Genomic DNA, 23,843 nt, shown 5'->3' on the forward strand with positions numbered 1-23,843 from the left:
TCATCAGCTCAGCCACCGCTTGCGGCGACGGTAGGAGCGCACATCGCGGAACGACTTGCGGCCATCATCGGACATGCCGAGATAGAATTCCTTCACATCCGGGTTCTCGCGCAGCTCCTTGGCGGGGCCATCCATCACCACACGGCCGGATTCCAGGATATAGCCGTAATGGGCATAGCGCAGCGCCACGTTGGTGTTCTGTTCGGCCAGCAGGAAGGACACGCCCTCTTTCTCGTTCAGATCACGGACGATCTCGAAGATCTCCTCGACCAGCTGCGGCGCCAGACCCATCGAGGGTTCATCCAGCAGGATGGTCTCGGGGCGCGACATCAGCGCCCGGCCCATCGCCACCATCTGCTGTTCACCGCCCGAGGTATAGCCGGCCTGACTGCGGCGGCGCTCCTTGAGGCGGGGGAAATAGTTATAGACCAGTTCGAGATCGCGCTGGATATTGGCGCTGCCATCCTTGCGGGTATAGGCGCCGGTCAGCAGGTTTTCCTCGACCGTCAAGTGTTCGAAGCAATGGCGGCCTTCCATCACCTGGATGACGCCCTTGGTCACCAGGGCGGCCGGATCCAGTTCGTGAATCGTTTCGCCGCGATACTTGACCGACCCTTTGGTCACCTCGCCACGTTCGGAATGCAGCAGGTTCGACACCGCCTTGAGCGTTGTCGTCTTGCCCGCGCCGTTGCCGCCCAGCAATGCGGTTATCCCGCCCTTGGGCACGGTGAGGCTGACACCCTTGAGCACGAGGATCACGTGATTGTAGATCACCTCGATATTGTTGACCTCCAGCAGGGTTTCCACCTGCGTATCCGTGGTTTTTGCCGCATCCAGCATCCGCGCTTGTCCTCATTGGCCCCGGTTCGCCGGGGATGATCGGGGGTGGGACGGCGGCGGACCGCCGTCCCGGGTTCATCGCCGGCCCGTATCACGGGCCGGTTGCGGTCTTAGTTGCAGCGCGGCGAGATGTTGTTCTCGCTGGCATAGGCGCTCGAGTCTTCCTCGATCAACGCGCCGATGACGTCGCCGTCGGTCGGTTTGAAGTCCGAGATCAGCGACCAGGTCTTGGAGGTCGCATCCCACTGGGTCACGCCGACCAGGGCGTCGCCGCCATGGTTGCCACAGGACACCGAGAAGGTCGGGCCAAAGTTCGGCAGGCCCAGTTCAGCCATCTTCGCTTCGGTCATTTCCAGCGCTTCCATACCGTCGCGCATGTCCGCGGCGGTGATGTCGGCCTTGCCCGAGATCTCCTGTGCCTTCTTGGCGGCTTCGGCAGCCAGCATGGCGGCATAGAGACCACGGTTGTAAAGCACGGTGCCGACCTGATCACCGGCGCCTGCGGCCTTGCCGGCGTCGATGACGTATTTCTGCAGGTCGTCAAACAGCGGGAAAGCGGTACCGACGTTGTGGAAGGTCAGCGCCTTGTAGCCGTTGGCCGCGTCACCTGCGGGCAGCACGTCATTCTCGGAGCCCGACCACCAGATGCCGATGAAGTTTTCCATCGGGAAGCGGATGTTGGCGGCTTCCTGAACGGCGACCTGGTTCATCACGCCCCAGCCCCACATCAGGACATAGTCCGGCTTGTCACGGCGGATTTGCAGCCACTGCGACTTCTGCTCCTGACCCGGGTGATCGACCGGCAGCGTGCTCAGGTCAAAGCCGTGCTTCTTGCTCAGCTCTTCCAGGGTGCGGATCGGTTCCTTGCCATAGGCCGAGTTGTGATAGACCAGCGCGATCTTCTTGCCCTTGATGTCGCCGCCGTTGATTTCCAGCAGGTAGTTCACCGCGCCCGAGGCACCATCCCAGTAGTTGGCGGGATAGTTGAAGACATGGCTGAACACGTTGCCGTTCTTCGCCGAGGTCCGGCCATAGCCCATCGAGTGGATCGCGATGCCGTCAGCGGTGGCTTTGGGGATCAGCTGATAGGTGATGCCGGTCGACAGCGGCTGATACACCAGCGCGCCCTGGCCCTTGGTGGACTCATAGCACTCGACGCCCTTTTCGGTGTTGTAGCCGGTTTCGCACTCCAGCACGTTGGCCTTGACGCCGCCGATGCCGCCATCCCGCTCGTTGAGCAGGGTGAAATAGTCGGCATAGCCGTCGGCAAACGGGATGCCCCCCGCCGCATAGGGGCCAGTACGATAGCTGAGCGACGGGAATGTCAGGTCAGCCAGCGCCGGACCTGCGGCCATCAGGGCGCCCAGCGCCACGGTTGCCAGTTTCATTTTCATCGGGTTTCTCCTCCCTTGGTTTAGACCGATGGTGGTGTACGAGGCGATCTTTCCGCCCCGTATCGGGTTGGACCTGCCCGCCTTAATGCGGGAAGGGCCAGAGTCTGAGTTTTTCCTTGGCCACGCGCCACAGCTGCGCCAGCCCATGCGGCTCCATGATCAGGAACACGACGATCAGCCCGCCGACGATCACCAGCTGCAGATGCGCCACGATATCGGTGGGCCAGCCCAGCATGTCGGCGCCCACGACCTTCAGGACCACCGGCAGCAGCACCAGGAAGGCCGCTCCGGCAAAGGAACCGAAGATCGAACCGAGGCCGCCGATGATCACCATGAACAGCACCAGGAACGATTTCTGGATACCAAAGGCCTCGCCCACTTCGACCGCGCCCAGATAAAGCGCAAAGAACAGCGCGCCCGAGATGCCGATGAAGAAGGAGCTGACGGCGAAGGCTGTCATCTTGGCCTTGAGCGGGTTCACCCCGATGATCTCGGCCGCGATATCCATGTCGCGGATCGCCATCCAGGTCCGGCCCATGGTGCCACGGGTCAGGTTGCGGGCGATCAGCGCACAAGCGGTCAGGAAGACCAGGCAGAACAGATAGGTGGCCCAGGCCGGCGCATTGGGGCCGGTGATGATGATGCCGAACGTGTCGCGCTCGGGCGCGTTGATCTGGCCCGAGGCCGAATAGTTGTAGAACCACGGCACCCGGTTGAACAGCCAAACCAGAAAGAACTGCGCCGCCAGCGTGGCCACCGCCAGATAGAACCCCTTGATCCGCAGGCTGGGCAGGCCGAACAGCACCCCCACCGCGGCGGTGATGCCACCGGCCAGGATCACGTGGATGAACATGCTCACCTCGGGAAAGGCGGTCATCAGCTTGTAGCAGGCATAGGCGCCCACGGCCATGAACCCGCCGGTCCCCAGGCTGACCTGACCGCAATAACCCACCAGGATGTTCAGCCCGATTGCAGCGATCGCATAGATCAGAAAGGGAATCAGCAGCGCATTCGCCCAATAGTCGTTGATGATGAACGGGATGATCCCGAAGGCAACCGCCAGCACCACGTAATACCGATAACGGTCGAACTTGATCGGAAAGGTCTGGCTATCGGCCTGGTAGGAGGTTTTGAAATCTCCGGCTTCACGGTAGAACATCGCTTACATGCCCCCTTCGGACTGCGCGCGGTTGCGGGCCGCGGCATCGAGTTGATTTGTCTTTTTCGCATAGCCGCTCGCTTCGGCGGCCCGGACCAGCCGCAGATATGCGACGATCCCCATGATGAACCCGGCAAAGGCCAGGAGGCTGGCGATGATCAGCTGACGCTCGCTCAGGTCTTGCGCGGTCAGAGCGATATACCCAAAGGCCCAGAAGCCCGACCAGGCGACGACATTGACGATGGCGATCAGCTTGTTCATCTTTCCTCCCCTTTGCGAAGGTTCCGGGCGGGCGGGTCTCGTTGCGCGGCACGCGCAACGGGGTCGCCCACCGGAGCCTCAGACCCTTTCGATGATCTTCTCGCCGAACAGGCCCTGCGGCCGGAACACGAGGAAGATCAGCGCCAGAACATAGGCGAACCAGTTCTCGGTCGCGCCGCCCACCATCGGGCCGATCGCGAATTCGAACAGTTTCTCGCCCACACCGATGATCAGCCCGCCGACAATGGCGCCGGGGATCGAGGTGAAGCCGCCCAGCATCAGCACCGGCAGCGCCTTGAGCGCGATCAGCGACAGCGAGAACTGCACGCCCGACTTGGTGCCCCACATGATCCCCGCGACCAGCGCCACGAAACCGGCAACCGACCAGACCAGCACCCAGATGAAGTTCAGCGAGATGCCGACACTCAGCGCCGCCTGGTGGTCGTCGGCCACCGCACGCATCGCCCGGCCCTGCTTGGTATACTGGCTGAAGGCCACCAGAGCCGCCACCAGCAGCGCCGCGATCACGGTTGCCACGATGTCCAGATTGTCGATGAAGAACCCGTAGCCGAAGATGCCATAGGTGGTGTCGTCGATCCAGACGTTCAGGCCCTGCGGCAGGCCCACATCCAGCGTCTTGATCTCCGAGCCCCACATCAGGTCGGCCACGCCTTCCAGGAAATAGGCAAGCCCGATGGTGGCCATGAACAGGATGATCGGCTCCTGCCCGACCAGGTGGCGCATCACGAATTGCTGCACCGCCCAGGCCAGCAGGACCATGACCGCCATGGTCAGCAGGATCGCCACGAAGCCGGGCACGTTCCACCCGAAATGGGTGATATGCCCGCCGAATACGGCGTTGATCAGATGCGAGAACGGCACCTGTCCGTTCATGATGCCGACCAGGGTCATGGCGGCAAACAGCGCCATCACACCCTGGGCATAGTTGAAGATGCCCGACGCCTTGTAGATGAGCACGAAACCCAGCGCCACCAGCGCATAGAGCACACCCGCCATCAGGCCGTTCAGGATCACCTCGATACCGAAAATCAGTTGGTCAGACATATCCCGTGCCCCCGGATTTCATCGTGTCGTTCATGCAAAGATCAGTCATGGGCCACCCCCAGATAGGCATCGATGACCTCCTGGTTGTTGCGCACCTCTTCAGGCGTGCCATCCCCGATCTTCTTGCCGTAATCCATCACCACCACCCGGTCGCTCAGGTCCATGACCACGCCCATGTCGTGTTCGATCAGCGCGATGGTGGTGCCGAATTCGTCGTTCACGTCGAGGATGAAGCGGCTCATGTCCTCCTTCTCTTCGACGTTCATGCCGGCCATCGGCTCGTCCAGCAGCAACAGCTTGGGTTCTGCCGCCAGCGCGCGGGCCAGTTCGACCCGCTTCTTCAGGCCATAGGGCAGGCGCGAGACCGGCGTCTTGCGGATGTGCTGGATCTCGAGGAAGTCGATGATCTTTTCCACCGCCTCGCGGTTCTCAACCTCTTCGCGCTCGGCCTTGCCCTTCCAGATCGCCTGGCTCAGCAGGCCCGTCTTCATATAGTTCAGACGTCCGGTCATCACGTTGTCCAGAACGCTCATCCCCTCGAAAAGGGCGATATTCTGGAAGGTGCGCGCGATCCCCTGGCGCGCCACCTCATAGGGGCGCATCCCCGGGCGCTTCTTGCCGTGGAACCAGACTTCGCCCTCCTGCGGGACATAAAAGCCCGAGATCACGTTCAGCATCGAGGATTTGCCAGCCCCGTTCGGGCCGATGATCGCGCGGATCTCGCCCTCGCGGATGTCGAAACTGATATCCTTGATGGCCACCACGCCGCCGAACCGCAGGGTGATGTTCTTCATCTCCATCACCACGCCGCCAATCTTGCGGCCGTCCGCGGTGGTGTATCCTTCGGATGCGTCAAGCATCGGTGTCTCCCTTGTCTTTCGGCAGTGCCCCGGCTGACGGGACGGTGGGCGGGGCGATGCGCCCAAAGGGCGCGAGCGACGTCCCGCCGGACCTCATTCCGCCGCCACCTGCTGCGGGGCGGTCGGCATGACCTTGGCGTCGCAGATCGTCAACGTCGCCTTGATCGCGCCCTTGCGCCCGTCCTCATAGGTCACCTCGGTCACGGTCGAGACCTTTTCGGACCCGTCATAGAGCGCCGCGATGATATCGGCGAACTTCTCCTCGACGATACGGCGGCGCACCTTGCGGGTGCGGGTCATCTCGCCATCATCCGCATCCAGTTCCTTGTGCAGCACGACAAAGCGGTGCACCTGGCAGCCCGACAGCATCGGGTCCTCGGCCACCGAGACATTCACCTTCTCCACATGCGAACGGATGGTGTCGAGCACCTTGGGATGTCCGGCCAGTTCCTGATAGCTGGCATAGGCGATGTTGTTGCGCTCTGCCCAGTTGCCCACTGCCGTCAGGTCGATGTTGATGAAGGCGACGCAGCGGTCCTTGCCATTGCCAAACAGCACCGCCTCGAGAATGTCGGGATAGAACTTCAGCTTGTTCTCGACATATTTGGGCGCGAACATGCTGCCATCGGCCATCTTGCCCACGTCCTTGGCGCGGTCGATGATGCGCAGGTGGCCGGTGTCTTCCTCGAAGAACCCGGCATCGCCGGTGGCGACCCAGCCCTCGGCATCCTTGGTCGAGGCCGTGCTTTCGGGGTTCTTGTAGTATTCGACAAAGGTACCTGGCGAGCGATAGAAGATCTCGCCATTCTCGGCGATCTTGATCTCCACATCGGGGGCCGGAACGCCAACGGTATCGGCGCGCACCTGACCATCGGGCTGTACGGTGATGAACACCGTCGCTTCGGTCTGGCCATAGAGCTGTTTCAGGTTGATGCCCAGAGAGCGATAAAAATCAAAGATTTCGGGGCCGATCGCCTCGCCCGCGGTGTAGCCCACGCGCACATTGCCAAAGCCCAGCGTATCCTTGAGCGGCCCATAGACCAGCGCGTTGCCGATCGCATATTTCAGACGATCGCCCGCACTGACCTGCTCGCCATCCAGAATCTTGCCGCCCACCTTCTTGGCATGCGCCATGAAGTGGTGGAACATGTTCCGCTTCAGGGTGCTGGCATCCTCCATCCGGATCATGACGTTGGTCAGCTGGGTCTCGAACACGCGCGGCGGGGCAAAGAAATAGGTCGGCCCGATCTCGCGCAGGTCGGTCATCATCGTGTCGGGGCTTTCAGGGCAGTTCACGCAGAAGCCGCACCAATAGGCCTGTCCGATCGAGAAGATGAAATCGCCCACCCAGGCCATCGGCAGGTACGAGAGGATGTTCTCGTCCTTGGTCAGATTGTCGAACTTGGCCGAGTTCTTGGCGCTTTCGATCACGTTGCGGTTCGACAGAACCACGCCCTTGGGCTTGCCCGTGGTGCCCGAGGTATAGAGCATCACGCAGGTATCGTCATAGGTGATCTCGGCGATCCGGCGGTCAAGCTCGGCGTCGAAGCGGTAATGCCCGGCGCGGCCCTCGGCCATCACGTCCTCGAGCGCGTTCATCTGGCTGTGGTCGTATTTCCGCATGCCGCGCTTGTCGGTATAGAGGATCTGCTGGACCTGATTCACGGTCTCCTGAATCTCGATGACCTTGTCGACCTGCTCCTGATCGCCGCAGACGATGAATTTGGCGCCGCAATGCTCCATCACATAGGCCATCTCTTCGGCGACCGCGTCCTGATAGAACGGCACCGGCACCGCGCCGACCATTTGCGCCGCGACCATCGACCAGTAATGCGCCGGGCGGTTACGGCCGATCACTGCGACATGATCGCCCTTTGCGACGCCCAGTTCCAGAAAGCCCAGCGCCATGGCGCGGATCTCGGCCGCGACCTCGGCCCAGGTCCAGCATTGCCAGATGCCGAATTCCTTTTCCCGATAGGCGGGGTGGTTCCCGTATTGGGTTGCGTTGCGGTGAAGCAGCGCCGGAAGGGACTGCAACCCCTCTGCGCCAGACTGCGTCTGAGCCAATCTCTCTCTCCCTCCCGTTGCCGACCCGCTCCTACGGGCCGGACGTCATCGCCTGCCGGGCCACCGGCCACACGATTCTGCCCCCTCAGGGACAGGCGTATTGATCGGGGCCAATATTTTCGTGATGTTTTCGCAATTCTTACGAATTGTAACAGCCCTCCCCCTGCGTCATTCTGACCGGCTTGCGATCTGATCGCGGCTCTCTCACCCCTGCGGGGCGCGTTCGCCGGGTTGGCGTTTTGCCGCTGGCACGCGCTGGACAAGAGTCTTTTCCCCCTCTCTCGGCGGTGCTAGCCATGACGCCAGGGGGGATGCCAGCCATGGACAGGAACGACCAGTGGATCAAGGCCATGACCAGTGCCGGTCTGAACCTGATCGCACAGGGCCTTTCGATCTATGACAACAACCTGCGTCTTGCGGTCAGCAACCGGCGTTTTCGGGAAATGTTTCACCTGCCCGACCGGCTGATCCGCCCCGGAGCGCGGTTCGACGACACCATCCGCTATATCGCCGAGCGCGGCGATTACGGCCCGGTCGAGGATATCGACGCCCTTGTCCGCAGCCGGGTCGAGCAGGCGCTGGCCTTTGTCCCGCATTACTTCGAGCGGATTCGCGCCAATGGGCAGGTGATCTCGATCGAGGGGGCGCCGCTGCCGCAGGGGGGCTGGGTCACGGTCTATACCGATATCACCCGCACCAAGCGAATCGAGGAATTGCTGCGCGCCCGGTCCGAGGAACTCTCGGGCCAGCTGCTGGCCCATGCCGAAGAGCTGGGCGCCACCAACCGCAAGCTGGCCGCCACCATCAGTGCGCTGGAAGAGGCCCAGCGCCAACTGACCGAGATCGAAGCCCGCACCCGCCTGACCACCGAGATGATGCCGGCCCATATCGCCCATGTGGACCGCGACGGCCATTACACCTATTCCAACCGGCGGCTGAGCGCGGTGATGCCCGGGCGGCCCTCGGACATTCTAGGCCTGCATATCTCGGATGCACTGGGCCCGGATGCCTTTTCCAAGATCGGACCGCATCTGGAGGCCGCCTATGGCGGCGACAGCCCGGTTTTCGAATTCAACGAAGCCCATGATTCCCGCCGCATCCGGGTCGCCTTTACCCCTGATGGGGCGGGCGGGGTCTATATTCTGTCGATGGACGTGACCTCGGAAACCCAGGCCCGCGTCGCCCTGCAACAGTCACGCCGCCGCGCGATGGCCGCACAGATGACCAGCGGGCTGGCGCATGATTTCTCGAACCTGTTGACCATCATCCTGGGCATGATGTCGAAGATGGAAAAGATGGGCCTGCCCGAAGAGGCCGCCGAACTGATCTCGGCCACGCAGGCCACCGCCCAGCGCGGCGGGCGGTTGCTGAACCGGATCGCCGACATGACCGGCAACCGCACCCTGCGCCCGCGCGCCACTGATATGCATGGGTTGCTTGAGGATCTGAAGCTGCTGGCCACCCCCAGCCTGCCGCGCGGGATCGGGTTGAGCGTGCTGGACCATACCCCCGACGAGGCGCTGATGCTGGATGCCGGCATGTTGCAGGATGCGCTTCTGAACCTGGTGCTGAACGCCCGCGATGCCTGTGGCGCCAATGGGCAGATCACGATCAGCGCCCATGCCATCTCGCGCATCTGGATCGAGATCGCGGTGACCGATACCGGGCCGGGCTTTTCCAAAGAGGCTCTGGGCAAGGCGCTGAACCCGTTCTTCACCACCAAGGGCAGCGAGGGATCGGGGCTGGGCCTGCCCATGGTCTATGACATGGTCAAGCTGGCCGGCGGAGACATGCGCGTCGCCAACACCGCCACCGGCGCCGCGGTGACGCTGCGCCTGCCCTATCGCGCCGCACCGCAGGCGCAAGGCGGGCTGGCGCTGCTGGTCGAGGATAACGAGGACCTGCGCGCGACCTTCCGTGACATGCTGGTCGATCTGGGGCATACGGTGATCGAGGCGACCTCGGCCGACGAGGCCAGCGCGCTGGCCGCCGATATCGAGGATATCGCGCTGGTTCTGTCCGACATCCGGCTTGAGGGTGACGCCACCGGCATCGACCTTCTGAAGCGGCTGCCCAAATCGCTGCCCTGTATCCTGATGACCTCGCTGCCGCTGTCCGATCCGCTGCACCGCGAGGCGCTGGCGCGCGGTCCGGTGCTGCGCAAGCCATTTACCCGCGCGCAACTGGCCGCGCTGCTGCGACCCGAGGAGGGATCATGACTGCCCCGCTCGTCACCATTCTGGACGATGAACCCGAGATCCGCCTGATCCTGACCGAGGCGCTGGCCGAGGCCGGGTTCCGCACCCAGAGCTTTTCGCGCGCCCGCGAATTCGAGGCCTCGCTGAAACGGGTGACGCCGGATGTCTGCCTGGTGGACCTGTCGCTGCCCGATACCGACGGGCTGGCGCTGGTGCACCGGCTGGCGCTGGAACAGGGCGCGGCGGTGATCATCATCTCGGGCCGGGCACAGGTGCAGGACCGGGTCACCGGGCTCGAGCTGGGCGCTGACGACTATATCACCAAACCCTTTGACCCCGCCGAGGTGGTCGCCCGCATCCGCGCGCGCCTGCGCGACGGCCAGCGCGGGCCGGTCTCCAGCGGCGGCGACACCGCCGAGTTCAACGGCTGGACCGCCCATTTCGACCGCTACGCGCTGGAGGATGACACCGGCGCCGAAACCCCGTTTTCCCATGCCGAGGGCGAGGTTTTGCGGCTGTTTCTGGAAAGCCCGAAACGGCTGATCAGCCGCGCCCAGATGCAAGAGGCATTGGGCAGCGGCGCTGGCGACAGTTTCGACCGGGCCATGGATGTGCGCATCTCGCGCCTGCGCACCAAGCTGCGCGAAGACCCCAAGAACCCGCGTCTGATCAAGACGATCTACGGGGCGGGCTATATCTTCCTTGGCGATGTCAGCTGGCGCTGAGCGCCCGATCCAGCAACTGATCAACCGCTTGTGCCACTTCGCGTAGCAGCTCTGCCCGCGCCTCCGCATCGCACATCGCCCGGGCACTGCGCACCGCGCCGCTGGCCAGCGTCAAGACCGGGGCGAAGGCTGACGGCGGCACGCTCTGACCCCGCGCCATCTCTATCAGTATGTCCTGCCAGCCCGCCTGGTAGGCGGCGCGCGCCTCCGGCCCGGCGCGCGTGGCATCGCCGGTCAGCGCGGCAAGACTGCACCCCTTGAACACCGTCTCAAGATGCATCGGTTCCAGATACCCGGCCAGCACCGCGCGCATCTCATCGGCCAAGGCCGGACCGTTACCCCCGGGCCGGGCCTTCAGCATCCGCAGCAGCGGATGCTGAAAGCGCAGAACGGCGCAGAACAGATCATCCTTGGATTTGAAATGCGCATAGAACGCCCCTCGGGTCAGCCCGGCCCCGGCCATGATCCGATCCAGATTGACCGCATCGTATCCATCCGCCCGAAAAGCCTTGGCGGCGCTCTCCAGAATGCGGCGGGTGATCTTGTCCTTGTCTTCAGCGGTCAGGCGCATGACATTCGTGCTCCTTAAAATACATGTTGATCAACATACATTAATCTTTAAGATTGGCGCAAGTGGCCGCGACCGAGGACATCCAGGTTTGCGGCACAAATCTGGAGCACGATATGACCGAATTGCATGTAACCCCGATCTATGCCGCGCTGCTGGCGATCCTGATGGCGGTGCTGTCCACCTGGACCGGCGTCCAGCGCGGTCGCAGCAATGTGGCCCTGGGCGATGGCGACGATGCGGCATTGGCGCTGGCGATCCGCCGGTTCGGGAACCTCTCGGAATATGCCGCCATGACGGCTTTGATCCTGCTGCTGATGGAGATGCAGGGTATCGCCGACACCTGGCTGCACCTCTATGGCGGGCTACTGGTTGCATTCCGCTTGCTGCATCCCCTCGTCCTTTATGCGCAGCCAGAGGCACCGCTCTGGCGCAAGGCCGGGCGGTTCGTCTCGGCGGCTGGAACCGCCGCGCTGTTGCTGGCAGGGGGCGTGGCAATCCTGATCTGAGCGGGCGGATCAGGCCACGAAAAGTGGCCTGTTCGTCTTGAACCAGGGCACCAGCACCTCGCGAAAGGCGCGCGGCTTGGCTGCCCGCCAGACATCGCGATGCGCCACCACCCAGATATCGGCATAGGGTTGCGGCGCCAGCAGCGGCACCTGCACCAGCCCCGGGCTGGCCCGGCCCAGAAACATCGGCATCCGTACCGCGCCCAGCCCCGCCTGCGCCGCCCCGACCATCGCTGCCATATCGTCGAACACCATGCGCAGGCGGGTGTTCGGATAGCGCTCCAGGATAGTGGGAGGCACGCGCGGGTTCTGTTCATAGGCGATCCAGTCGACCGCCGCTTCCGGGTCTTCGGCCAGGCGTTCGGCCAACTCCGGGGTGGCGAAGCTTGCCGCATGCTGCGCGCACAGCCTGAGACCGGTCAGCGTATCGCCCGGGCTGCGGCTGATGCGGATGGCCAGGTCGGCCTCGCGCCGGGTCAGGTCAAGCAGATCATTGGTGGCGCGCAGGTGAATCTGCACCTGCGGATGCGCCGCGGCAAACCGCGCCATCACCGGCGCCACATGCGGCCCGACCAGCAATTGCGGCGCGGTAATCACCAATTCACCGCTCAGGCTCTGGTCGCGGCTCTGCAACCGGCGCAGCAGATCATCCTGCCGCGCCTCCATGCCGGCGGCGTGCTCTGCCACCATCCGGCCGGCATCGGTGGCGCGATAGCCATCGGCCAGCCGCTCGAACAGCACCTCGCCCAGCGCCGCCTCGGCCCGCAGGATCCGCCGCGACACGGTGGTATAGTTGATATCGAGCTCTGCCGCCGCGGCAGCAAGCGTGCCGCCGCGCACCACGGCCAGTACGGTTTTCAGATCGTCCCAATCCACCTGCATGACATGCATTTATGCATGCCACTCATGCATTACCACGCGTTTTTGACACACATTCGCGTGACTATTCTTGGGTCATCGCAACCAGGAAGGAGATCGATATGATTTATGCCGTTTTCAAGGCCCGTGTGACCGACCCTGCCGCCTTGGCCACCTATCGTGAACAGGCCGGCGCCGCCCTTGCCCGTCATGGCGGCAAGGTCGAGGCCGCGACGCCCGCCGCCTCGGCACTGGATGGCACGCCCGATATCCCGGATGTCGCCGCAGTGCTCAGCTTTCCCGACGCGGCAGCCGCGCGCGCCTGGATCGACGATCCCACCCTGGCGGACCTGCACGCCCTGCGCCGCAGCGCCGGTAAGACCGAGATCCTGCTTTTGGGTTAGAACAGACCCCTAAGGCCGCGCATCCAACTGTCGGATTGCCGAGGCCAGCCGCTCGCCCACCTTGCGGCTGGTCTTGCGCGACGGGTGGATCAGGTCAGGCGCGAAATAGGTCAGCCCACCCGGCGGCACGATATCCTGCATCGAGATGTAGAACACGCCCGCGTCGGTCTCGGCAAATCGGGCGATCCGCGCCTCCAACTCGTCACCATCGTTCTTGCAATGCTCGATCGGGGTCAGCAGGTTGGGGCTGCGCAGATAGCCGGGATAGATCACCCGCGCCCCTTCACCGCGAATGCGGCGGATCAGATCGGGGATCTGGCCGCTTTCTCCATCCTCGGAAATCAAACGGTTCATGACGGTGCCGCAGCGCCCACAGCCGCAGCCAAACAACAGATCGTTGCCGCCGCCATTGACCACGACCCAATCCCAATTGCCGGGTTCGTACTGGTAGGGCACGTTCAGCCCGCGCCCCTCGTCCCCTTCGTCGCGGGTCAGCATCCAGGCGCCGCCGAAGGACCGGTCGACCACCGGCTGCCCCAGTTCCTTTTCGATCACATCGGGGATCGAGCTGCCCAGCGCCGAATTCCACGACAACAGGGAATCACCTATCGCCAGGATGCGCGCATCCTGATTTCGGCTCACCGAGTCCTGGCAGGCCGCCAGAACACCGGTAAAAGTGACAAGGAACAAAAGCGTTCGTAACATACCGTCGCAACCCTCAGACAAATTCGAGTCAAATTCTTCGTCTGCAAAATGCCGGAAGAAGCGGGCAGAAACATGGCAGCGTGCGGATTTTCTGGCGGATCAAACCAGCACTCGCACCGCATGGTCCAACACCCGCAGCCCGGCGAGCAGCTCCTGCTCGCGGGTGTCCTCGGCAAAGTCGTGGCTGATCCCGCCGATCGACGGCACGAAGAGCATCGCCACCGGCATCAGGCGCGATACGTTGGTGGCATCGTGCAAGGCACCCGAGGGCATGGAACGCCAGCGACCGGGCGCCACTGCTTCGGCGCCCTGTTCCAGAGCCGCGCGCAGGGCCCGGTCCATCTCCACCGGCTCCAGCCCCAGGAGTGGACCAAAGCTCAGCTTCATGCCGCGCGCCTCCGCCACCTCCAGCGCCGTGGCGCGGATGATCTCTTCCATCCGCGCCAGCCGGGCCGTGTCGCCATCGCGCCACTGCATCGAAAACCGTGCCCGCCCCGGCACGATGGACGAGGCATTGGGGTGCAGGTTCACATGACCGATGGTCCAGACAGTGCGCGGGGTAACCACGTTGCGGAACCGGTCGTTCAGCCGCGCGTTGAACTCACCCAGCGCCTGGAATGCGTCGCGGCGCAGGTGCATCGGCGTGGTACCGGCGTGGTTCTGCTGGCCCTCGAATGTCACCTTCATGTCGCGAATACCGACGATATCGCTGACCACCCCGATCTGCTCGCCCTCGATATCCAGCGTCGGCCCCTGTTCGATATGCATCTCGACAAAGCCGGTAAACTGCGCCGGATCGACAAAATCGCCCGCCAGATCCGCCATCGCCGCCCGCGCCGTGGCAAAGGACACGCCCGCATGATCGCTCAGCCCATCCGCCTCGGTCAGCGGCAGGTGCCCGGACCAGATTGCCGAGCCGGTGGTGACGCCGAACCGCCCCTCCTCGTCCTGAAAACTGACGACCGAGACCGGGCGGTCGCTGCTGCGCGCGATCTCCAGCGCCGCGATCACCCCCAGCGCGCCGTCCAGCCAGCCGCCCTCGGGCTGGCTGTCGGAGTGTGACCCCATCAGCAGCGACGGCCCCGCTGCCAGGCCAAAGAGATTGCCGACCGGGTCGAAGCGCACCTGCAACCCCGCCTCCTCCATCCGGCCCGCCAGCCAGCGGCGCGCCGCGATATCCGCCTCGGAATAGGCCGGCCGCACCACGCCCTTGCCCACGCCCGCCGCGCCAAAACTGCGCAGCGTGTTCAGGTCCTCCAGAAACCGCTCTGCATTTACCGTCATCGCATATCCTCCCGCCCCTTCATTTCGCTGAAAATACTCCCGCCGGAGGCATCCGCAACCAGCCACACGCGCCGACGCCCGGTAAATTCGCGCAGTCGGCACCAAACCCCTCTGGCCCCCGGCCCGATCCTTGCCTAAGAGTCTGCCCGAAGTGGAGGATGACATGTCTCACATCACCCTGATCCGTCACGGCCAGGCCAATACCCATGCCCGTGACGAGGCGAGTTATGATCGGTTGAGCGATCTGGGTCACCAGCAGGCACGCTGGCTGGGCTCGCATCTGGCCGACACCCGCGCCCATCATCCGCGCGTCTACTGCGGCACCCTGACCCGCCACCTGGAAACCGCAGCCAGCATGGGGCTCGCCGATGTGGTACAGGACCCGCGCCTGAACGAGATCGAATACTTCACCCTCGCCGAGCTGTTCGAAACCCAGCATGGGGTCGTCGTTCCGGAGGATCGCGAGGGGTTTGTCGAGCATCTGCCGATGACCTTCACCGCCTGGGCCGAGGGCCGCATCCAGGATGCACCCGAAAGCTTCGAACAGTTCGAAACCCGCGTTCAGACCGCGCTGGCCGAGATTGCCCAGGGGGCGGGCCCGGCCATCGTGGTCACCTCGGGCGGGCTGATCTCCATGGTGATGCGTCAGGCGATGGGACTGGACATACCGGCGATGGCGCGGGTGGCCCTTGCCATCATGAACACGTCGATGCATCGTCTCTACCCGATCGGCACGCATCTCAGCCCGGTGCTGTTCAACGCCGTCCCGCATCTGGAGGCCCCAGAGCGGCAGTTTGCCCAGACCCATCTCTAGGGGGATCCGATGCAGCTTTATTGTGCGCCCGGCACCATTTCCGTGGCCGTCGCCATCGCGCTTCACGAGGCGGGGATCGAGCATGAGAAAGTACAGCTCGACTTTCGCGCCGCCGAACAGACCAAACCCGCCTATCAGCAGATCAACCCCAAGGGCCGGGTTCCCGCGCTGGCGCTGCCGGGCGGCATCCTGACCGAAACCGGGGCGCTGCTGGAATTCATCGCCGACAGTGCGCCCGACAAGGGGCTGGTGCCCGCAGATCCGCTGCTGCGTGCCCGCATGCGCGAGGTGATGTATTACCTCGCCACGACCATGCATGTGAACCACGCCCACAAGCTGCGCGGCGCCCGCTGGGCCGACCGCGCCGACAGCTGGGCCGACATGACCGCGAAGGTGCCCGAGACGATGGCGACCTCGGCCGCCTATGTCGAGAGGAACGGGTTGCGCGGCCCCTTTGTGCTGGGTGAGGTGCTGAGCATCGCCGATTGCTATCTTTACGTGGTGACCGGCTGGCTCGAGGGCGACGGGGTCGATCTGGAACCCTTCCCGAAAATCCGCGCCTTTCGCGCCGCGATGGAGGCCCGCGAGTCGGTTCGCGCGGTCAAGGCCGCCGGTCTGCTTTGAACAAAGGACAAGATATGACGCATCTGTGGGTCCGGGCCGAACAGCGCCCGAACGAGGAACGGGTCGGGCTGACCCCGGAAGGCGCCGCCGCCCTGATCGCCGCCGGTCTCCGGGTCACGGTCGAGGAAAGCTCGGTTCGCGCCATTCCGCTCGACGGCTATCGCGACGCGGGCTGTCAGATCGCGCCCGAGAACAGCTGGCCGGATGCGCCAGGTGACGCCATCATCTTTGGGCTCAAGGAACTGCCCGAGGATGGCACCCCCCTGCCGCACCGCCACATCATGTTCGGCCATGCCTTCAAGGGGCAGCATTCGGGTCGCCGGTTGCTGGAACGGTTCAAGGCCGGGGGCGGCACGCTATACGATCTGGAATATCTGGTGGACGAGAACGGTCGCCGGGTCGCGGCATTCGGCTATTGGGCTGGCTATGCCGGCGCGGCGGTCACGCTCAAGGCCTGGGCCGCGCAGCAGCAGGGCGGCATCTGCGGCCCGGTCGGAGTCTATCCCGGCAAGGATACGCTGAACGCGGCGCTTGCCGCGGAACTCGACGCCACCGGCGCCCCGCGCCCGCGTGCCATCGTGATCGGCGCGCTGGGCCGGGTCGGCACCGGGGCCGCCGATCTCTGCACCGCAATGGGGGTCGAGGTCACCAAATGGGACATGGCCGAAACCGCAAGCGGTGGGCCGTTCCCCGAGATTCTCGCCCATGACATCTTTCTAAACTGCATCTTTGCCCGCCCCGGCACGCCGGTCTTTGTACCGCGCGAGGCGCTGAGCGCGCCGCGCGCCCTGACCGCCATCGGCGACGTGGCCTGCGACCCCGACAGCGATTACAACCCGGTGCCGGTCTATGACCGTGCCACCAGCTGGGACGCGCCCGTACTGCGGGTGGCCGAGGCGCCAGTGCTTGACGTGATGGCGATCGACAACCTGCCCTCGATGCTGCCGGTGGAAAGCAGCGAGGACTATGCCGCGCAACTGCTGCCCTCGCTGCTGACGCTGACTGATCTGGATGCAGGCGTCTGGGGCCGGGCACGGGCCACCTTCCTTGGCCATGTGGAGGGGTGATGGAAATCTATCTCGGATTTCTGGCCGGTACCCTGGGCACGATCTGCTGGATCCCGCAGGCCTGGAAAGCCTGGTCCAGCCGCGATACCGCCGGTCTGTCGCTGCCCTCTAACCTGCTGTTCCTGCTGACCGTCACCTTGTGGCTGATCTACGGGCTGTTGGTCGGGGACTTGCCTTTGATCATCGCCAATGCCTGCGCCGCGGTGATCGTCCTGTCGATCATCACCGCCAAACTGAAATTCGGATAAGGGAGATACCCTCATGACCATCCATTGGTGTGGCACCGGCCTGTCGGCCATTCCTGGCCTGCGCCGCCTGATCGAGGCGGGCCACGCGCTCACCGTCTGGAACCGGACCGTCGAAAAGGCGCGGGCCGAGCTGGGCGACCTGACGGATGACATCCGCGCCTTCGACATCGACGCGCTCGGCGCGGTGCTGGCCAAGGGCGACGTGGTGGTCTCGATGCTGCCGGGCGACTGGCACGTGCCGCTGGCCGAACTGGCGATCGCCAAGGGCACGCATTTCGTCTCGTCGTCGTACATCGCGCCCGAAATGCGCGCGCTGGACGAACGCGCCCGCGAGGCCGGCGTGAGCCTGGTGAACGAGATCGGCCTTGATCCCGGCATCGACCACCTGATGGCGCATGAGCTGGTGGCCGATTACCGCGCCTCGGACGCGTTTGACGCCCAGAACCATCTCAGCTTCATTTCTTATTGCGGCGGCATCCCGAAACACCCCAACCCGTTCCGCTACAAGTTCAGCTGGTCGCCGCTGGGCGTGCTCAAGGCGCTGCGCTCGCCCTCGCGCTCGATCCGGGACTATGCTCCGCTGGATGTGGCGCGCCCCTGGGATGCGATCAGCAGCTACACCGCGCCGCTGCCCACCCCTGAAAGCTTCGAGGTCTATCCCAACCGCGACTCGCTGCCCTTCATGGGCCAGTACCACTTCAAGGAGCATTGGCCAGTGAAGGAGTTCGTGCGCGGCACCCTGCGGCTCAACGGATGGGCCGACGCTTGGGGCGATGTGTTCCGCGAAATCGAGACGCTGTCGGGTCCCGAAGGCGATGCCCGGCTCAAGGAGATGTCCGACCAGTTCTGGGCCGAGAACGCCTATGACCAGGGCGAACCGGACCGCGTGGTCCTGTGCGTTGGACTGAAGGCCGAGAAGGACGGGCGCGAGGTCTGGCACAAATCCTATGTGATGGACGCCTGGGGCGACGCACGCGGCACCGCCATGGCGCGGCTGGTCTCGATCCCGGTCTCGCTGGCGGTCGAGGCGGTGCTGAACCGAGAAATCCCCGCTGGCGTGCACGCCGCCTCGAGCGATCCGAAACTGCTGGCCCGCTGGATGGCAGAAGTCGCCACGCTTGCGCAACACCTGCAAATCGTCGATCACACCGCCTGACCGGGACGCGGATCAGACGCTTTGTTTCGCGCAAATCGCTCCGGAGGAGCCTACAAAATTCGACGAATTTTGTAGGCGAGGGGCAAGGCCCCTCGCCCCTCCGCCGGCTCTTACATCAGATCGTTTTCCACATCCTCCGCCGAGATGCCGAGCGCATCCAGACCGTTTTCCAGATGGTCCGAAAGATGCGGCGAGCCCAGCAGATAGTCGGCGCAGGGCGTGGTCGCCTCGGCCTTGGCGGTTTCGATCGCCTCGGCCAGTTCCTCGGTCTCGAAACTGCCGCGCCCGATCCACATGATCGCGACCAGCTCGGCCTGTTCGTCCTCACCCATCCGGTCAATGAAGGCGCGCAGCTCGCCCTCGGCCCGATCCAGCTCGCGCGCCATCATCGCCACCTGCGCCACCTTGCGTGCGGAAATCTCCAACATTCGCCCAACTCCTGTTCGCGTGTCCTGTTTCCATCAAGCAGGCGGCGCCGGTGGCGTCTTTGATCTTACGCAAATAGGCCGGAGCCAAGAGGGTCGGGCAGAAATGCTATCGACGCCCGATTTCCGGCGACCATGCCGGGGCAGTTGCGCTAGGTTCGGCACATGACCGATCTGTTCCTGCCCGATGACGACACGCTTTATGCCGCACTCCTGGCGCGCGATCCCGCCTGGGACGGGCGCGCCTATGTCGGCGTCAGCTCGACCGGTATCTTTTGCCGGCTGACCTGCCCCGCGCGCAAGCCCAAGCGCGAGAATTGCCATTTCCTGCCCACCGTGGCCGCCTGTCTGGCCGCCGGGTATCGCGCCTGCCTGCGGTGCCGGCCGCTGCGCCCCGAGGGCGACGGCGACCCGGTCGTCACCCGCCTGCTTGCCGCGCTTGAGGCCGACCCGGCCCGGCGCTGGACCGAAGGGGGTCTGACGGCGATGGGGCTGGATCCCTCGACCGTGCGGCGCAGCTTCAAGCGGCAGTTCGGTCAAACCTTTCTCGACATGGCGCGGCAGGCGCGATTGCAGGCGGGGCTGACCACGCTGGCACAGGGTGGGCGGGTGATCGACGCCCAGATCGAGGCCGGATATGATTCTCCGGCCGCCTTTCGCGCGGCATTCGCACGCCATCTCGGCCTGCCGCCCGGCAGCTTTCGCGCAAACGCGCGGCTCAGGGCTGATTGGTTCGATACTGTGCTGGGTCCGATGATCGCGGTCAGCGACCGCACTCACCTGCACCTGCTGGAGTTCGCCGACCGCAAGGCACTGCCGACCGAGCTGAAGCGGCTGCATGCCAGTTGCAAGGGCGATATGGGCTTTGGCCGCTTGCCCCCCATCGACGAGGCCGAGGCGCAGCTGACCGCCTTTCTGGCCGGACGCCGCGCCCGGTTCGATCTGGATCTGGCCCTGCACGGAACCCCCTTTACCTGCCGGGTATGGCAGGCCCTGCAAGAGCTTCCCGCCGGCAGCACCGTCTCGTACTCCGAACTGGCCCGCAGGCTGGGCCGCCCCGAGGCGGTCCGGGCCGTGGCGCGGGCCAATGGCGCCAACCAGATCGCGATTGTGATCCCCTGTCATCGGGTCCTGGGCGCCGACGGGGCGCTGACCGGCTATGGTGGCGGCCTGTGGCGCAAACAGCGCCTGATCGAGCTTGAACGGGCCTATGCCCAGACCGAAAGGACACCCGCATGAACCAGATCGCCCTTGCCCAATCCTTTGCCGCACTGCACCGCCCCGGGCAGCCCCTGATCCTGTATAACGCGTGGGATGCGGGCAGCGCGCAGGCGATCGCCAAGGCCGGGGCGCGCGCGATTGCCACCGGCAGCTGGTCGCTGGCCGCCGCCCAGGGCTATGCCGACGGGCAGCAGATGCCGCTGGAATTCGCGCTGCAGATCCTGGCCCGGATGGCAAGCCGGGTCGAATTGCCGGTCAGCTTCGATTTCGAAGCGGGGTTCGCCAGCCGCCCCGGAGATCTCGCCACCAACACCGAGCGTGTTATCGCCACCGGTGCGGTGGGCGTGAATTTCGAGGATCGCGTCATCGGAGAGCAGGGTCTGCTGCCGCTCTCCGAACAGGTCGCGCGCCTCACCACCCTGCGCCGCGCGGGCGAGGCGACCGGCGTGCCGCTGTTCATCAATGCGCGCTCGGACGTATTCTTTCAGGGCAGCGCACCCGAGGATCATCCCGCCCTGATGGGCGAGGCGCTGACCCGGGCCCGCGCCTATGCCGAGGCGGGCGCGGACGGTCTGTTCCTGCCCGGGCTGGTCACGCCCGATCTGATCGGGGAGGTCTGCGCCGCCACCGCGCTGCCCGTGAACATCATGCAGACCGGCAAGGCGCCCGGTCACGCCCAACTGGCTGCTCTGGGTGTGGCCCGGATCAGTCACGGCCCGGCCCCCTGGATCATGGCCATGGCCGAACTGACCCGCGCGGCGGAGGCGGCGTTGAAATTCTAGCGTGGCAGGCGCCGGAACCGGTGTCAGCCCGGGATCGGCGCCGGAGCGGTGGCCTCACGTGGATAGTGATGCATGTTCAGAAAGGCCGCGCCCGTGGGGCCGGCCCGATACCCATGCGGCAGGTCGGCGGCAAAGCGCAGGCCCTGGCCTGACGCCACCGGAACCCAATCGCCCTCGCGCAAAACCTCCAGCGTGCCCTGCAACACAAACACCTCTTCGGTGACACCGGCGGCATGGGCAGCGCTTTGATGGGATTGATCCGGTTTCAGGGCCACGTGAAAGGTCTCGGCCCCCAAAAGAGGGTCAAAGGGAAACACGATCTTGACCTCGATACTGCCGGGAAAGGTCACGGTGCGGAACAGTCGCGCATCATGCGGGTCGCGCAGCGCGGCGGGACCGAGCAGCGCGCTCAGCGGCATCTGAAAGCCTTTGGCGATCTTCCACAGCGTGGCGATGGTGGGGCTTGATTCGCCACGCTCGATCTGGCCCAGCATCGCCTTGCTGACTCCGGTCAGCTCGGCCACCTTGGCCAGGCTCAGGCCCGCCGCCGCCCGCACCTCGCGCAGTTTCAGGGTTGTTTCGTCCGGCTGCATGCCTCGTGCCCCGCAAATACTCTTGTGCGTTATAACGCCCATGCTGTAGCGTACGCTATAACGTCCGCCCCGATCAGACAAGGGTCAGGCAGGGACGGGCAAGGCAAAATCAACCGGCGCGACCCCAGCGCGCCGACCCAGATCAACCGCCCGCTGCGGGCAAAAGGGAAACAGCAAGATGCCAATGTACCGATCCAGAACCTCGACCCATGGACGCAACATGGCCGGCGCGCGCGGGCTCTGGCGCGCGACCGGCATGACCGATGGCGATTTCGGCAAGCCGATCATCGCCATCGTCAACTCGTTCACGCAATTTGTGCCGGGTCATGTACATCTGAAGGACCTGGGCCAGATGGTCGCGCGCGAGGTCGAGGCCGCCGGCGGCGTCGCCAAGGAGTTCAACACCATCGCAGTCGATGACGGCATCGCCATGGGTCATGACGGCATGCTGTATTCGCTGCCCTCGCGCGAGGTGATCGCCGACAGTGTCGAATACATGGTCAACGCCCATTGCGCCGATGCGATGGTCTGTATCTCGAACTGCGACAAGATCACGCCGGGCATGCTGATGGCGGCGATGCGGCTGAATATCCCGGCGATCTTCGTTTCGGGCGGGCCGATGGAGGCGGGCAAGATCGACATCGCCGATCTGGAGATGACCAAGATCGACCTGGTCGATGCCATGGTCGCCGCCGCCAACGACAAGTTCACCGACGAACAGGTGCAGCATATCGAGGAGAACGCCTGCCCCACCTGCGGTTCCTGCTCGGGCATGTTCACCGCCAACTCGATGAACTGCCTGGCCGAGGCGCTGGGGCTTGCGCTGCCGGGCAATGGCTCGACGCTGGCCACCCATTCGGACCGCAAGGCGCTGTTCCTCGAGGCCGGGCGCCGCATCGTCGAGATCACCAAGCGCCATTACGAGGGCGAGGAAAAGGGCCTGCTGCCGCGTGAAATCGCGACGTTCGAGGCGTTTGAGAACGCGATGAGCCTGGATATCGCCATGGGTGGCTCGACCAATACCGTGCTGCACCTTCTGGCCATCGCCCATGAGGGCGAGGTGGATTTCACCATGACCGACATGGACCGGCTCAGCCGCAAGGTGCCCTGCCTGTGCAAGGTCGCGCCCAATACCGCAAACGTCCATATGGAAGATGTGCACCGCGCGGGCGGCATCTTCTCGATTCTGGGAGAACTGAGCCGCGCCGGGCTGCTGCATGACGATTGCGGCACGGTGCATTCGGCCTCGATGGGTGAGGCGATTGCGAAATGGGACATCAAGGTCGCCAACAACCCCGAGGCCGAGAGCCTGTTCAAGGCCGCGCCCGGAGGCGTGCGCACGACCCAGGCCTTCAGCCAGTCGAACCGCTACAAGGATCTGGATACCGATCGCGAAGGCGGCGTGATCCGTTCCAAGGAGCACGCCTTCAGTCAGGACGGCGGGCTTGCGGTCCTGTTCGGCAATATCGCCGAGGATGGCTGTATCGTGAAAACCGCCGGCGTGGACGCCTCGATCCTGCAGTTCACCGGCACCGCCCATGTGTGCGAGAGCCAGGACGACGCGGTCAACAACATCCTGACCGGCAAGGTCAAGGAAGGCGACGTTGTGGTGATCCGCTACGAGGGGCCGCGCGGCGGGCCGGGCATGCAGGAGATGCTCTATCCGACCTCCTACCTGAAGTCGAAAGGGCTGGGCAAAGCCTGCGCGCTGCTGACCGACGGACGCTTTTCGGGCGGCACCTCGGGGCTGTCGATCGGTCACGTCTCGCCCGAGGCGGCCGAGGGTGGCACCATCGGTCTGGTCGAGGACGGCGACCGGATCGAGATCGACATTCCCAACCGCCGCATTCATCTGGCAGTGTCGGACGAGGTGCTGGCCGCCCGCCGTGCGGCGCAAGAGGCCAAGGGCTGGCATCCGGCCAAACCGCGCAAGCGCAAGGTGTCGACCGCGCTCAAGGCCTATGCCAAGCTGACCACCAGTGCCGCCAAGGGCGCTGTGCGTCAGGTCTGATCTGG

General features: G+C 64.6%; 25 protein-coding genes. 12 read left to right on the plus strand and 13 right to left on the minus strand.

Features of this window, described 5'->3' with window-relative positions; translation table 11 throughout:
* Window positions 1-3: 3 nt before the first annotated feature.
* From SPO_RS16660 to SPO_RS16690, 7 genes are all read right to left on the minus strand, one after another.
* Window positions 4-840 carry an ABC transporter ATP-binding protein gene (locus tag SPO_RS16660; protein WP_011048973.1) on the minus strand — a complete coding sequence of 279 codons (837 nt, stop codon included), beginning with the start codon at window positions 838-840 and terminating at the stop codon, window positions 4-6.
* A gap of 110 nt (window positions 841-950) precedes the next feature.
* A complete protein-coding gene (locus tag SPO_RS16665) occupies window positions 951-2,234 on the minus strand; it encodes an ABC transporter substrate-binding protein (protein ID WP_011048974.1) in 1,284 nt (427 codons plus the stop codon).
* A gap of 82 nt (window positions 2,235-2,316) precedes the next feature.
* A complete protein-coding gene (locus tag SPO_RS16670; RefSeq protein ID WP_011048975.1) occupies window positions 2,317-3,393 on the minus strand; it encodes a branched-chain amino acid ABC transporter permease in 1,077 nt (358 codons plus the stop codon).
* Window positions 3,394-3,396: 3 nt separating this feature from the next.
* The gene (locus SPO_RS16675; protein WP_011048976.1) at window positions 3,397-3,654 is read right to left on the minus strand and encodes a hypothetical protein; all 258 of its coding nucleotides are present in this window, start codon (window positions 3,652-3,654) and stop codon (window positions 3,397-3,399) included.
* A 78-nt stretch (window positions 3,655-3,732) separates the two neighbouring features.
* Window positions 3,733-4,719 carry a branched-chain amino acid ABC transporter permease gene (locus tag SPO_RS16680; protein WP_011048977.1) on the minus strand — a complete coding sequence of 329 codons (987 nt, stop codon included), beginning with the start codon at window positions 4,717-4,719 and terminating at the stop codon, window positions 3,733-3,735.
* Window positions 4,720-4,760: 41 nt separating this feature from the next.
* Window positions 4,761-5,579 carry an ABC transporter ATP-binding protein gene (locus tag SPO_RS16685; RefSeq protein ID WP_044028707.1) on the minus strand — a complete coding sequence of 273 codons (819 nt, stop codon included), beginning with the start codon at window positions 5,577-5,579 and terminating at the stop codon, window positions 4,761-4,763.
* A 93-nt stretch (window positions 5,580-5,672) separates the two neighbouring features.
* A complete protein-coding gene (locus tag SPO_RS16690; RefSeq protein ID WP_011048979.1) occupies window positions 5,673-7,646 on the minus strand; it encodes an AMP-binding protein in 1,974 nt (657 codons plus the stop codon).
* Window positions 7,647-7,966: 320 nt separating this feature from the next.
* Between SPO_RS16690 and SPO_RS16695 the strand changes: the two genes are divergently transcribed.
* The gene (locus tag SPO_RS16695; protein WP_011048980.1) at window positions 7,967-9,865 is read left to right on the plus strand and encodes a hybrid sensor histidine kinase/response regulator; all 1,899 of its coding nucleotides are present in this window, start codon (window positions 7,967-7,969) and stop codon (window positions 9,863-9,865) included.
* The gene (locus SPO_RS16700) at window positions 9,862-10,569 is read left to right on the plus strand and encodes a response regulator transcription factor (RefSeq protein ID WP_011048981.1); all 708 of its coding nucleotides are present in this window, start codon (window positions 9,862-9,864) and stop codon (window positions 10,567-10,569) included. Before SPO_RS16695 ends, SPO_RS16700 begins: the two co-directional genes overlap by 4 nt.
* Here the strand turns inward: SPO_RS16700 and SPO_RS16705 are convergent.
* The gene (locus SPO_RS16705; RefSeq protein WP_011048982.1) at window positions 10,556-11,140 is read right to left on the minus strand and encodes a TetR/AcrR family transcriptional regulator; all 585 of its coding nucleotides are present in this window, start codon (window positions 11,138-11,140) and stop codon (window positions 10,556-10,558) included. The genes SPO_RS16700 and SPO_RS16705 overlap by 14 nt on opposite strands.
* Window positions 11,141-11,253: 113 nt before the next feature.
* Here SPO_RS16705 and SPO_RS16710 point away from each other — a divergent pair, with 113 nt between their 5' ends.
* Window positions 11,254-11,646 (plus strand): MAPEG family protein, encoded by a 393-nt coding sequence (locus SPO_RS16710; RefSeq protein ID WP_011048983.1) that lies wholly within the window; start codon window positions 11,254-11,256, stop codon window positions 11,644-11,646.
* A gap of 9 nt (window positions 11,647-11,655) precedes the next feature.
* On the opposite strand, the gene SPO_RS16715 is transcribed toward SPO_RS16710, so the two are convergent.
* Window positions 11,656-12,537, minus strand: a complete 882-nt coding sequence (locus tag SPO_RS16715; RefSeq protein WP_230981749.1) for a LysR family transcriptional regulator — start codon at window positions 12,535-12,537, stop codon at window positions 11,656-11,658.
* Between the two features lie 89 nt (window positions 12,538-12,626).
* Between SPO_RS16715 and SPO_RS16720 the strand changes: the two genes are divergently transcribed.
* A complete protein-coding gene (locus tag SPO_RS16720) occupies window positions 12,627-12,908 on the plus strand; it encodes a DUF1330 domain-containing protein (RefSeq protein WP_044029357.1) in 282 nt (93 codons plus the stop codon).
* Window positions 12,909-12,917: 9 nt separating this feature from the next.
* On the opposite strand, the gene SPO_RS16725 is transcribed toward SPO_RS16720, so the two are convergent.
* Together SPO_RS16725 and SPO_RS16730 are read right to left on the minus strand one after the other, a co-directional pair.
* Window positions 12,918-13,613 carry an SGNH/GDSL hydrolase family protein gene (locus SPO_RS16725; protein ID WP_011048986.1) on the minus strand — a complete coding sequence of 232 codons (696 nt, stop codon included), beginning with the start codon at window positions 13,611-13,613 and terminating at the stop codon, window positions 12,918-12,920.
* 99 nt (window positions 13,614-13,712) lie between these two features.
* Entirely contained in the window at window positions 13,713-14,897 is a 1,185-nt protein-coding gene (locus tag SPO_RS16730) for a Zn-dependent hydrolase (protein WP_011048987.1), read from the minus strand.
* A 163-nt stretch (window positions 14,898-15,060) separates the two neighbouring features.
* Here SPO_RS16730 and SPO_RS16735 point away from each other — a divergent pair, with 163 nt between their 5' ends.
* From SPO_RS16735 to SPO_RS16755, 5 genes are read left to right on the plus strand one after another with little or no spacing between them, the layout of a single operon-like run.
* Window positions 15,061-15,711, plus strand: a complete 651-nt coding sequence (locus SPO_RS16735) for a histidine phosphatase family protein (protein WP_011048988.1) — start codon at window positions 15,061-15,063, stop codon at window positions 15,709-15,711.
* Between the two features lie 9 nt (window positions 15,712-15,720).
* Window positions 15,721-16,335, plus strand: coding sequence for a glutathione S-transferase family protein (locus tag SPO_RS16740; protein WP_011048989.1), 615 nt, complete (start codon window positions 15,721-15,723; stop codon window positions 16,333-16,335).
* 14 nt (window positions 16,336-16,349) lie between these two features.
* Window positions 16,350-17,402: a saccharopine dehydrogenase gene (locus SPO_RS16745; protein ID WP_011048990.1), complete on the plus strand. Its 1,053-nt coding sequence runs from the start codon at window positions 16,350-16,352 to the stop codon at window positions 17,400-17,402.
* On the plus strand, window positions 17,402-17,650 hold the full coding sequence (locus SPO_RS16750; RefSeq protein ID WP_044028710.1) for a SemiSWEET family sugar transporter: 249 nt from the start codon (window positions 17,402-17,404) through the stop codon (window positions 17,648-17,650). Before SPO_RS16745 ends, SPO_RS16750 begins: the two co-directional genes overlap by 1 nt.
* A gap of 13 nt (window positions 17,651-17,663) precedes the next feature.
* On the plus strand, window positions 17,664-18,806 hold the full coding sequence (locus tag SPO_RS16755; protein ID WP_011048992.1) for a saccharopine dehydrogenase family protein: 1,143 nt from the start codon (window positions 17,664-17,666) through the stop codon (window positions 18,804-18,806).
* 110 nt (window positions 18,807-18,916) lie between these two features.
* On the opposite strand, the gene SPO_RS16760 is transcribed toward SPO_RS16755, so the two are convergent.
* The gene (locus tag SPO_RS16760) at window positions 18,917-19,234 is read right to left on the minus strand and encodes a DUF3775 domain-containing protein (protein WP_011048993.1); all 318 of its coding nucleotides are present in this window, start codon (window positions 19,232-19,234) and stop codon (window positions 18,917-18,919) included.
* Between the two features lie 162 nt (window positions 19,235-19,396).
* On the opposite strand from SPO_RS16760, the gene SPO_RS16765 reads away from it, so the two are divergent.
* Window positions 19,397-20,470: a bifunctional transcriptional activator/DNA repair enzyme AdaA gene (locus SPO_RS16765; protein ID WP_011048994.1), complete on the plus strand. Its 1,074-nt coding sequence runs from the start codon at window positions 19,397-19,399 to the stop codon at window positions 20,468-20,470.
* On the plus strand, window positions 20,467-21,234 hold the full coding sequence (locus SPO_RS16770) for an isocitrate lyase/PEP mutase family protein (protein ID WP_011048995.1): 768 nt from the start codon (window positions 20,467-20,469) through the stop codon (window positions 21,232-21,234). Before SPO_RS16765 ends, SPO_RS16770 begins: the two co-directional genes overlap by 4 nt.
* 23 nt (window positions 21,235-21,257) lie before the next feature.
* Here the strand turns inward: SPO_RS16770 and SPO_RS16775 are convergent, their stop codons facing one another.
* Window positions 21,258-21,827: a helix-turn-helix domain-containing protein gene (locus SPO_RS16775; RefSeq protein WP_011048996.1), complete on the minus strand. Its 570-nt coding sequence runs from the start codon at window positions 21,825-21,827 to the stop codon at window positions 21,258-21,260.
* Between the two features lie 178 nt (window positions 21,828-22,005).
* On the opposite strand from SPO_RS16775, the gene ilvD reads away from it, so the two are divergent.
* The gene (ilvD, locus tag SPO_RS16780; RefSeq protein ID WP_011048997.1) at window positions 22,006-23,838 is read left to right on the plus strand and encodes a dihydroxy-acid dehydratase; all 1,833 of its coding nucleotides are present in this window, start codon (window positions 22,006-22,008) and stop codon (window positions 23,836-23,838) included.
* Window positions 23,839-23,843 lie beyond the last annotated feature (5 nt).

The organism is Ruegeria pomeroyi DSS-3 (assembly GCF_000011965.2).
GTDB lineage: Bacteria > Pseudomonadota > Alphaproteobacteria > Rhodobacterales > Rhodobacteraceae > Ruegeria_B > Ruegeria_B pomeroyi.

Coding starts and splice junctions, on each gene's coding strand:
- SPO_RS16660 (WP_011048973.1), bottom strand. CDS start 840: ATGCTGGATGCGGCAAAAACCACGGATACGCAGGTGGAAACCCTGCTG.
- SPO_RS16665 (WP_011048974.1), bottom strand. CDS start 2,234: ATGAAAATGAAACTGGCAACCGTGGCGCTGGGCGCCCTGATGGCCGCA.
- SPO_RS16670 (WP_011048975.1), bottom strand. CDS start 3,393: ATGTTCTACCGTGAAGCCGGAGATTTCAAAACCTCCTACCAGGCCGAT.
- SPO_RS16675 (WP_011048976.1), bottom strand. CDS start 3,654: ATGAACAAGCTGATCGCCATCGTCAATGTCGTCGCCTGGTCGGGCTTC.
- SPO_RS16680 (WP_011048977.1), bottom strand. CDS start 4,719: ATGTCTGACCAACTGATTTTCGGTATCGAGGTGATCCTGAACGGCCTG.
- SPO_RS16685 (WP_044028707.1), bottom strand. CDS start 5,579: ATGCTTGACGCATCCGAAGGATACACCACCGCGGACGGCCGCAAGATT.
- SPO_RS16695 (WP_011048980.1), top strand. CDS start 7,967: ATGGACAGGAACGACCAGTGGATCAAGGCCATGACCAGTGCCGGTCTG.
- SPO_RS16700 (WP_011048981.1), top strand. CDS start 9,862: ATGACTGCCCCGCTCGTCACCATTCTGGACGATGAACCCGAGATCCGC.
- SPO_RS16705 (WP_011048982.1), bottom strand. CDS start 11,140: ATGCGCCTGACCGCTGAAGACAAGGACAAGATCACCCGCCGCATTCTG.
- SPO_RS16710 (WP_011048983.1), top strand. CDS start 11,254: ATGACCGAATTGCATGTAACCCCGATCTATGCCGCGCTGCTGGCGATC.
- SPO_RS16715 (WP_230981749.1), bottom strand. CDS start 12,537: ATGCATGTCATGCAGGTGGATTGGGACGATCTGAAAACCGTACTGGCC.
- SPO_RS16720 (WP_044029357.1), top strand. CDS start 12,627: ATGATTTATGCCGTTTTCAAGGCCCGTGTGACCGACCCTGCCGCCTTG.
- SPO_RS16725 (WP_011048986.1), bottom strand. CDS start 13,613: ATGTTACGAACGCTTTTGTTCCTTGTCACTTTTACCGGTGTTCTGGCG.
- SPO_RS16730 (WP_011048987.1), bottom strand. CDS start 14,897: ATGACGGTAAATGCAGAGCGGTTTCTGGAGGACCTGAACACGCTGCGC.
- SPO_RS16735 (WP_011048988.1), top strand. CDS start 15,061: ATGTCTCACATCACCCTGATCCGTCACGGCCAGGCCAATACCCATGCC.
- SPO_RS16740 (WP_011048989.1), top strand. CDS start 15,721: ATGCAGCTTTATTGTGCGCCCGGCACCATTTCCGTGGCCGTCGCCATC.
- SPO_RS16745 (WP_011048990.1), top strand. CDS start 16,350: ATGACGCATCTGTGGGTCCGGGCCGAACAGCGCCCGAACGAGGAACGG.
- SPO_RS16750 (WP_044028710.1), top strand. CDS start 17,402: ATGGAAATCTATCTCGGATTTCTGGCCGGTACCCTGGGCACGATCTGC.
- SPO_RS16755 (WP_011048992.1), top strand. CDS start 17,664: ATGACCATCCATTGGTGTGGCACCGGCCTGTCGGCCATTCCTGGCCTG.
- SPO_RS16760 (WP_011048993.1), bottom strand. CDS start 19,234: ATGTTGGAGATTTCCGCACGCAAGGTGGCGCAGGTGGCGATGATGGCG.
- SPO_RS16765 (WP_011048994.1), top strand. CDS start 19,397: ATGACCGATCTGTTCCTGCCCGATGACGACACGCTTTATGCCGCACTC.
- SPO_RS16770 (WP_011048995.1), top strand. CDS start 20,467: ATGAACCAGATCGCCCTTGCCCAATCCTTTGCCGCACTGCACCGCCCC.
- SPO_RS16775 (WP_011048996.1), bottom strand. CDS start 21,827: ATGCAGCCGGACGAAACAACCCTGAAACTGCGCGAGGTGCGGGCGGCG.
- ilvD (WP_011048997.1), top strand. CDS start 22,006: ATGCCAATGTACCGATCCAGAACCTCGACCCATGGACGCAACATGGCC.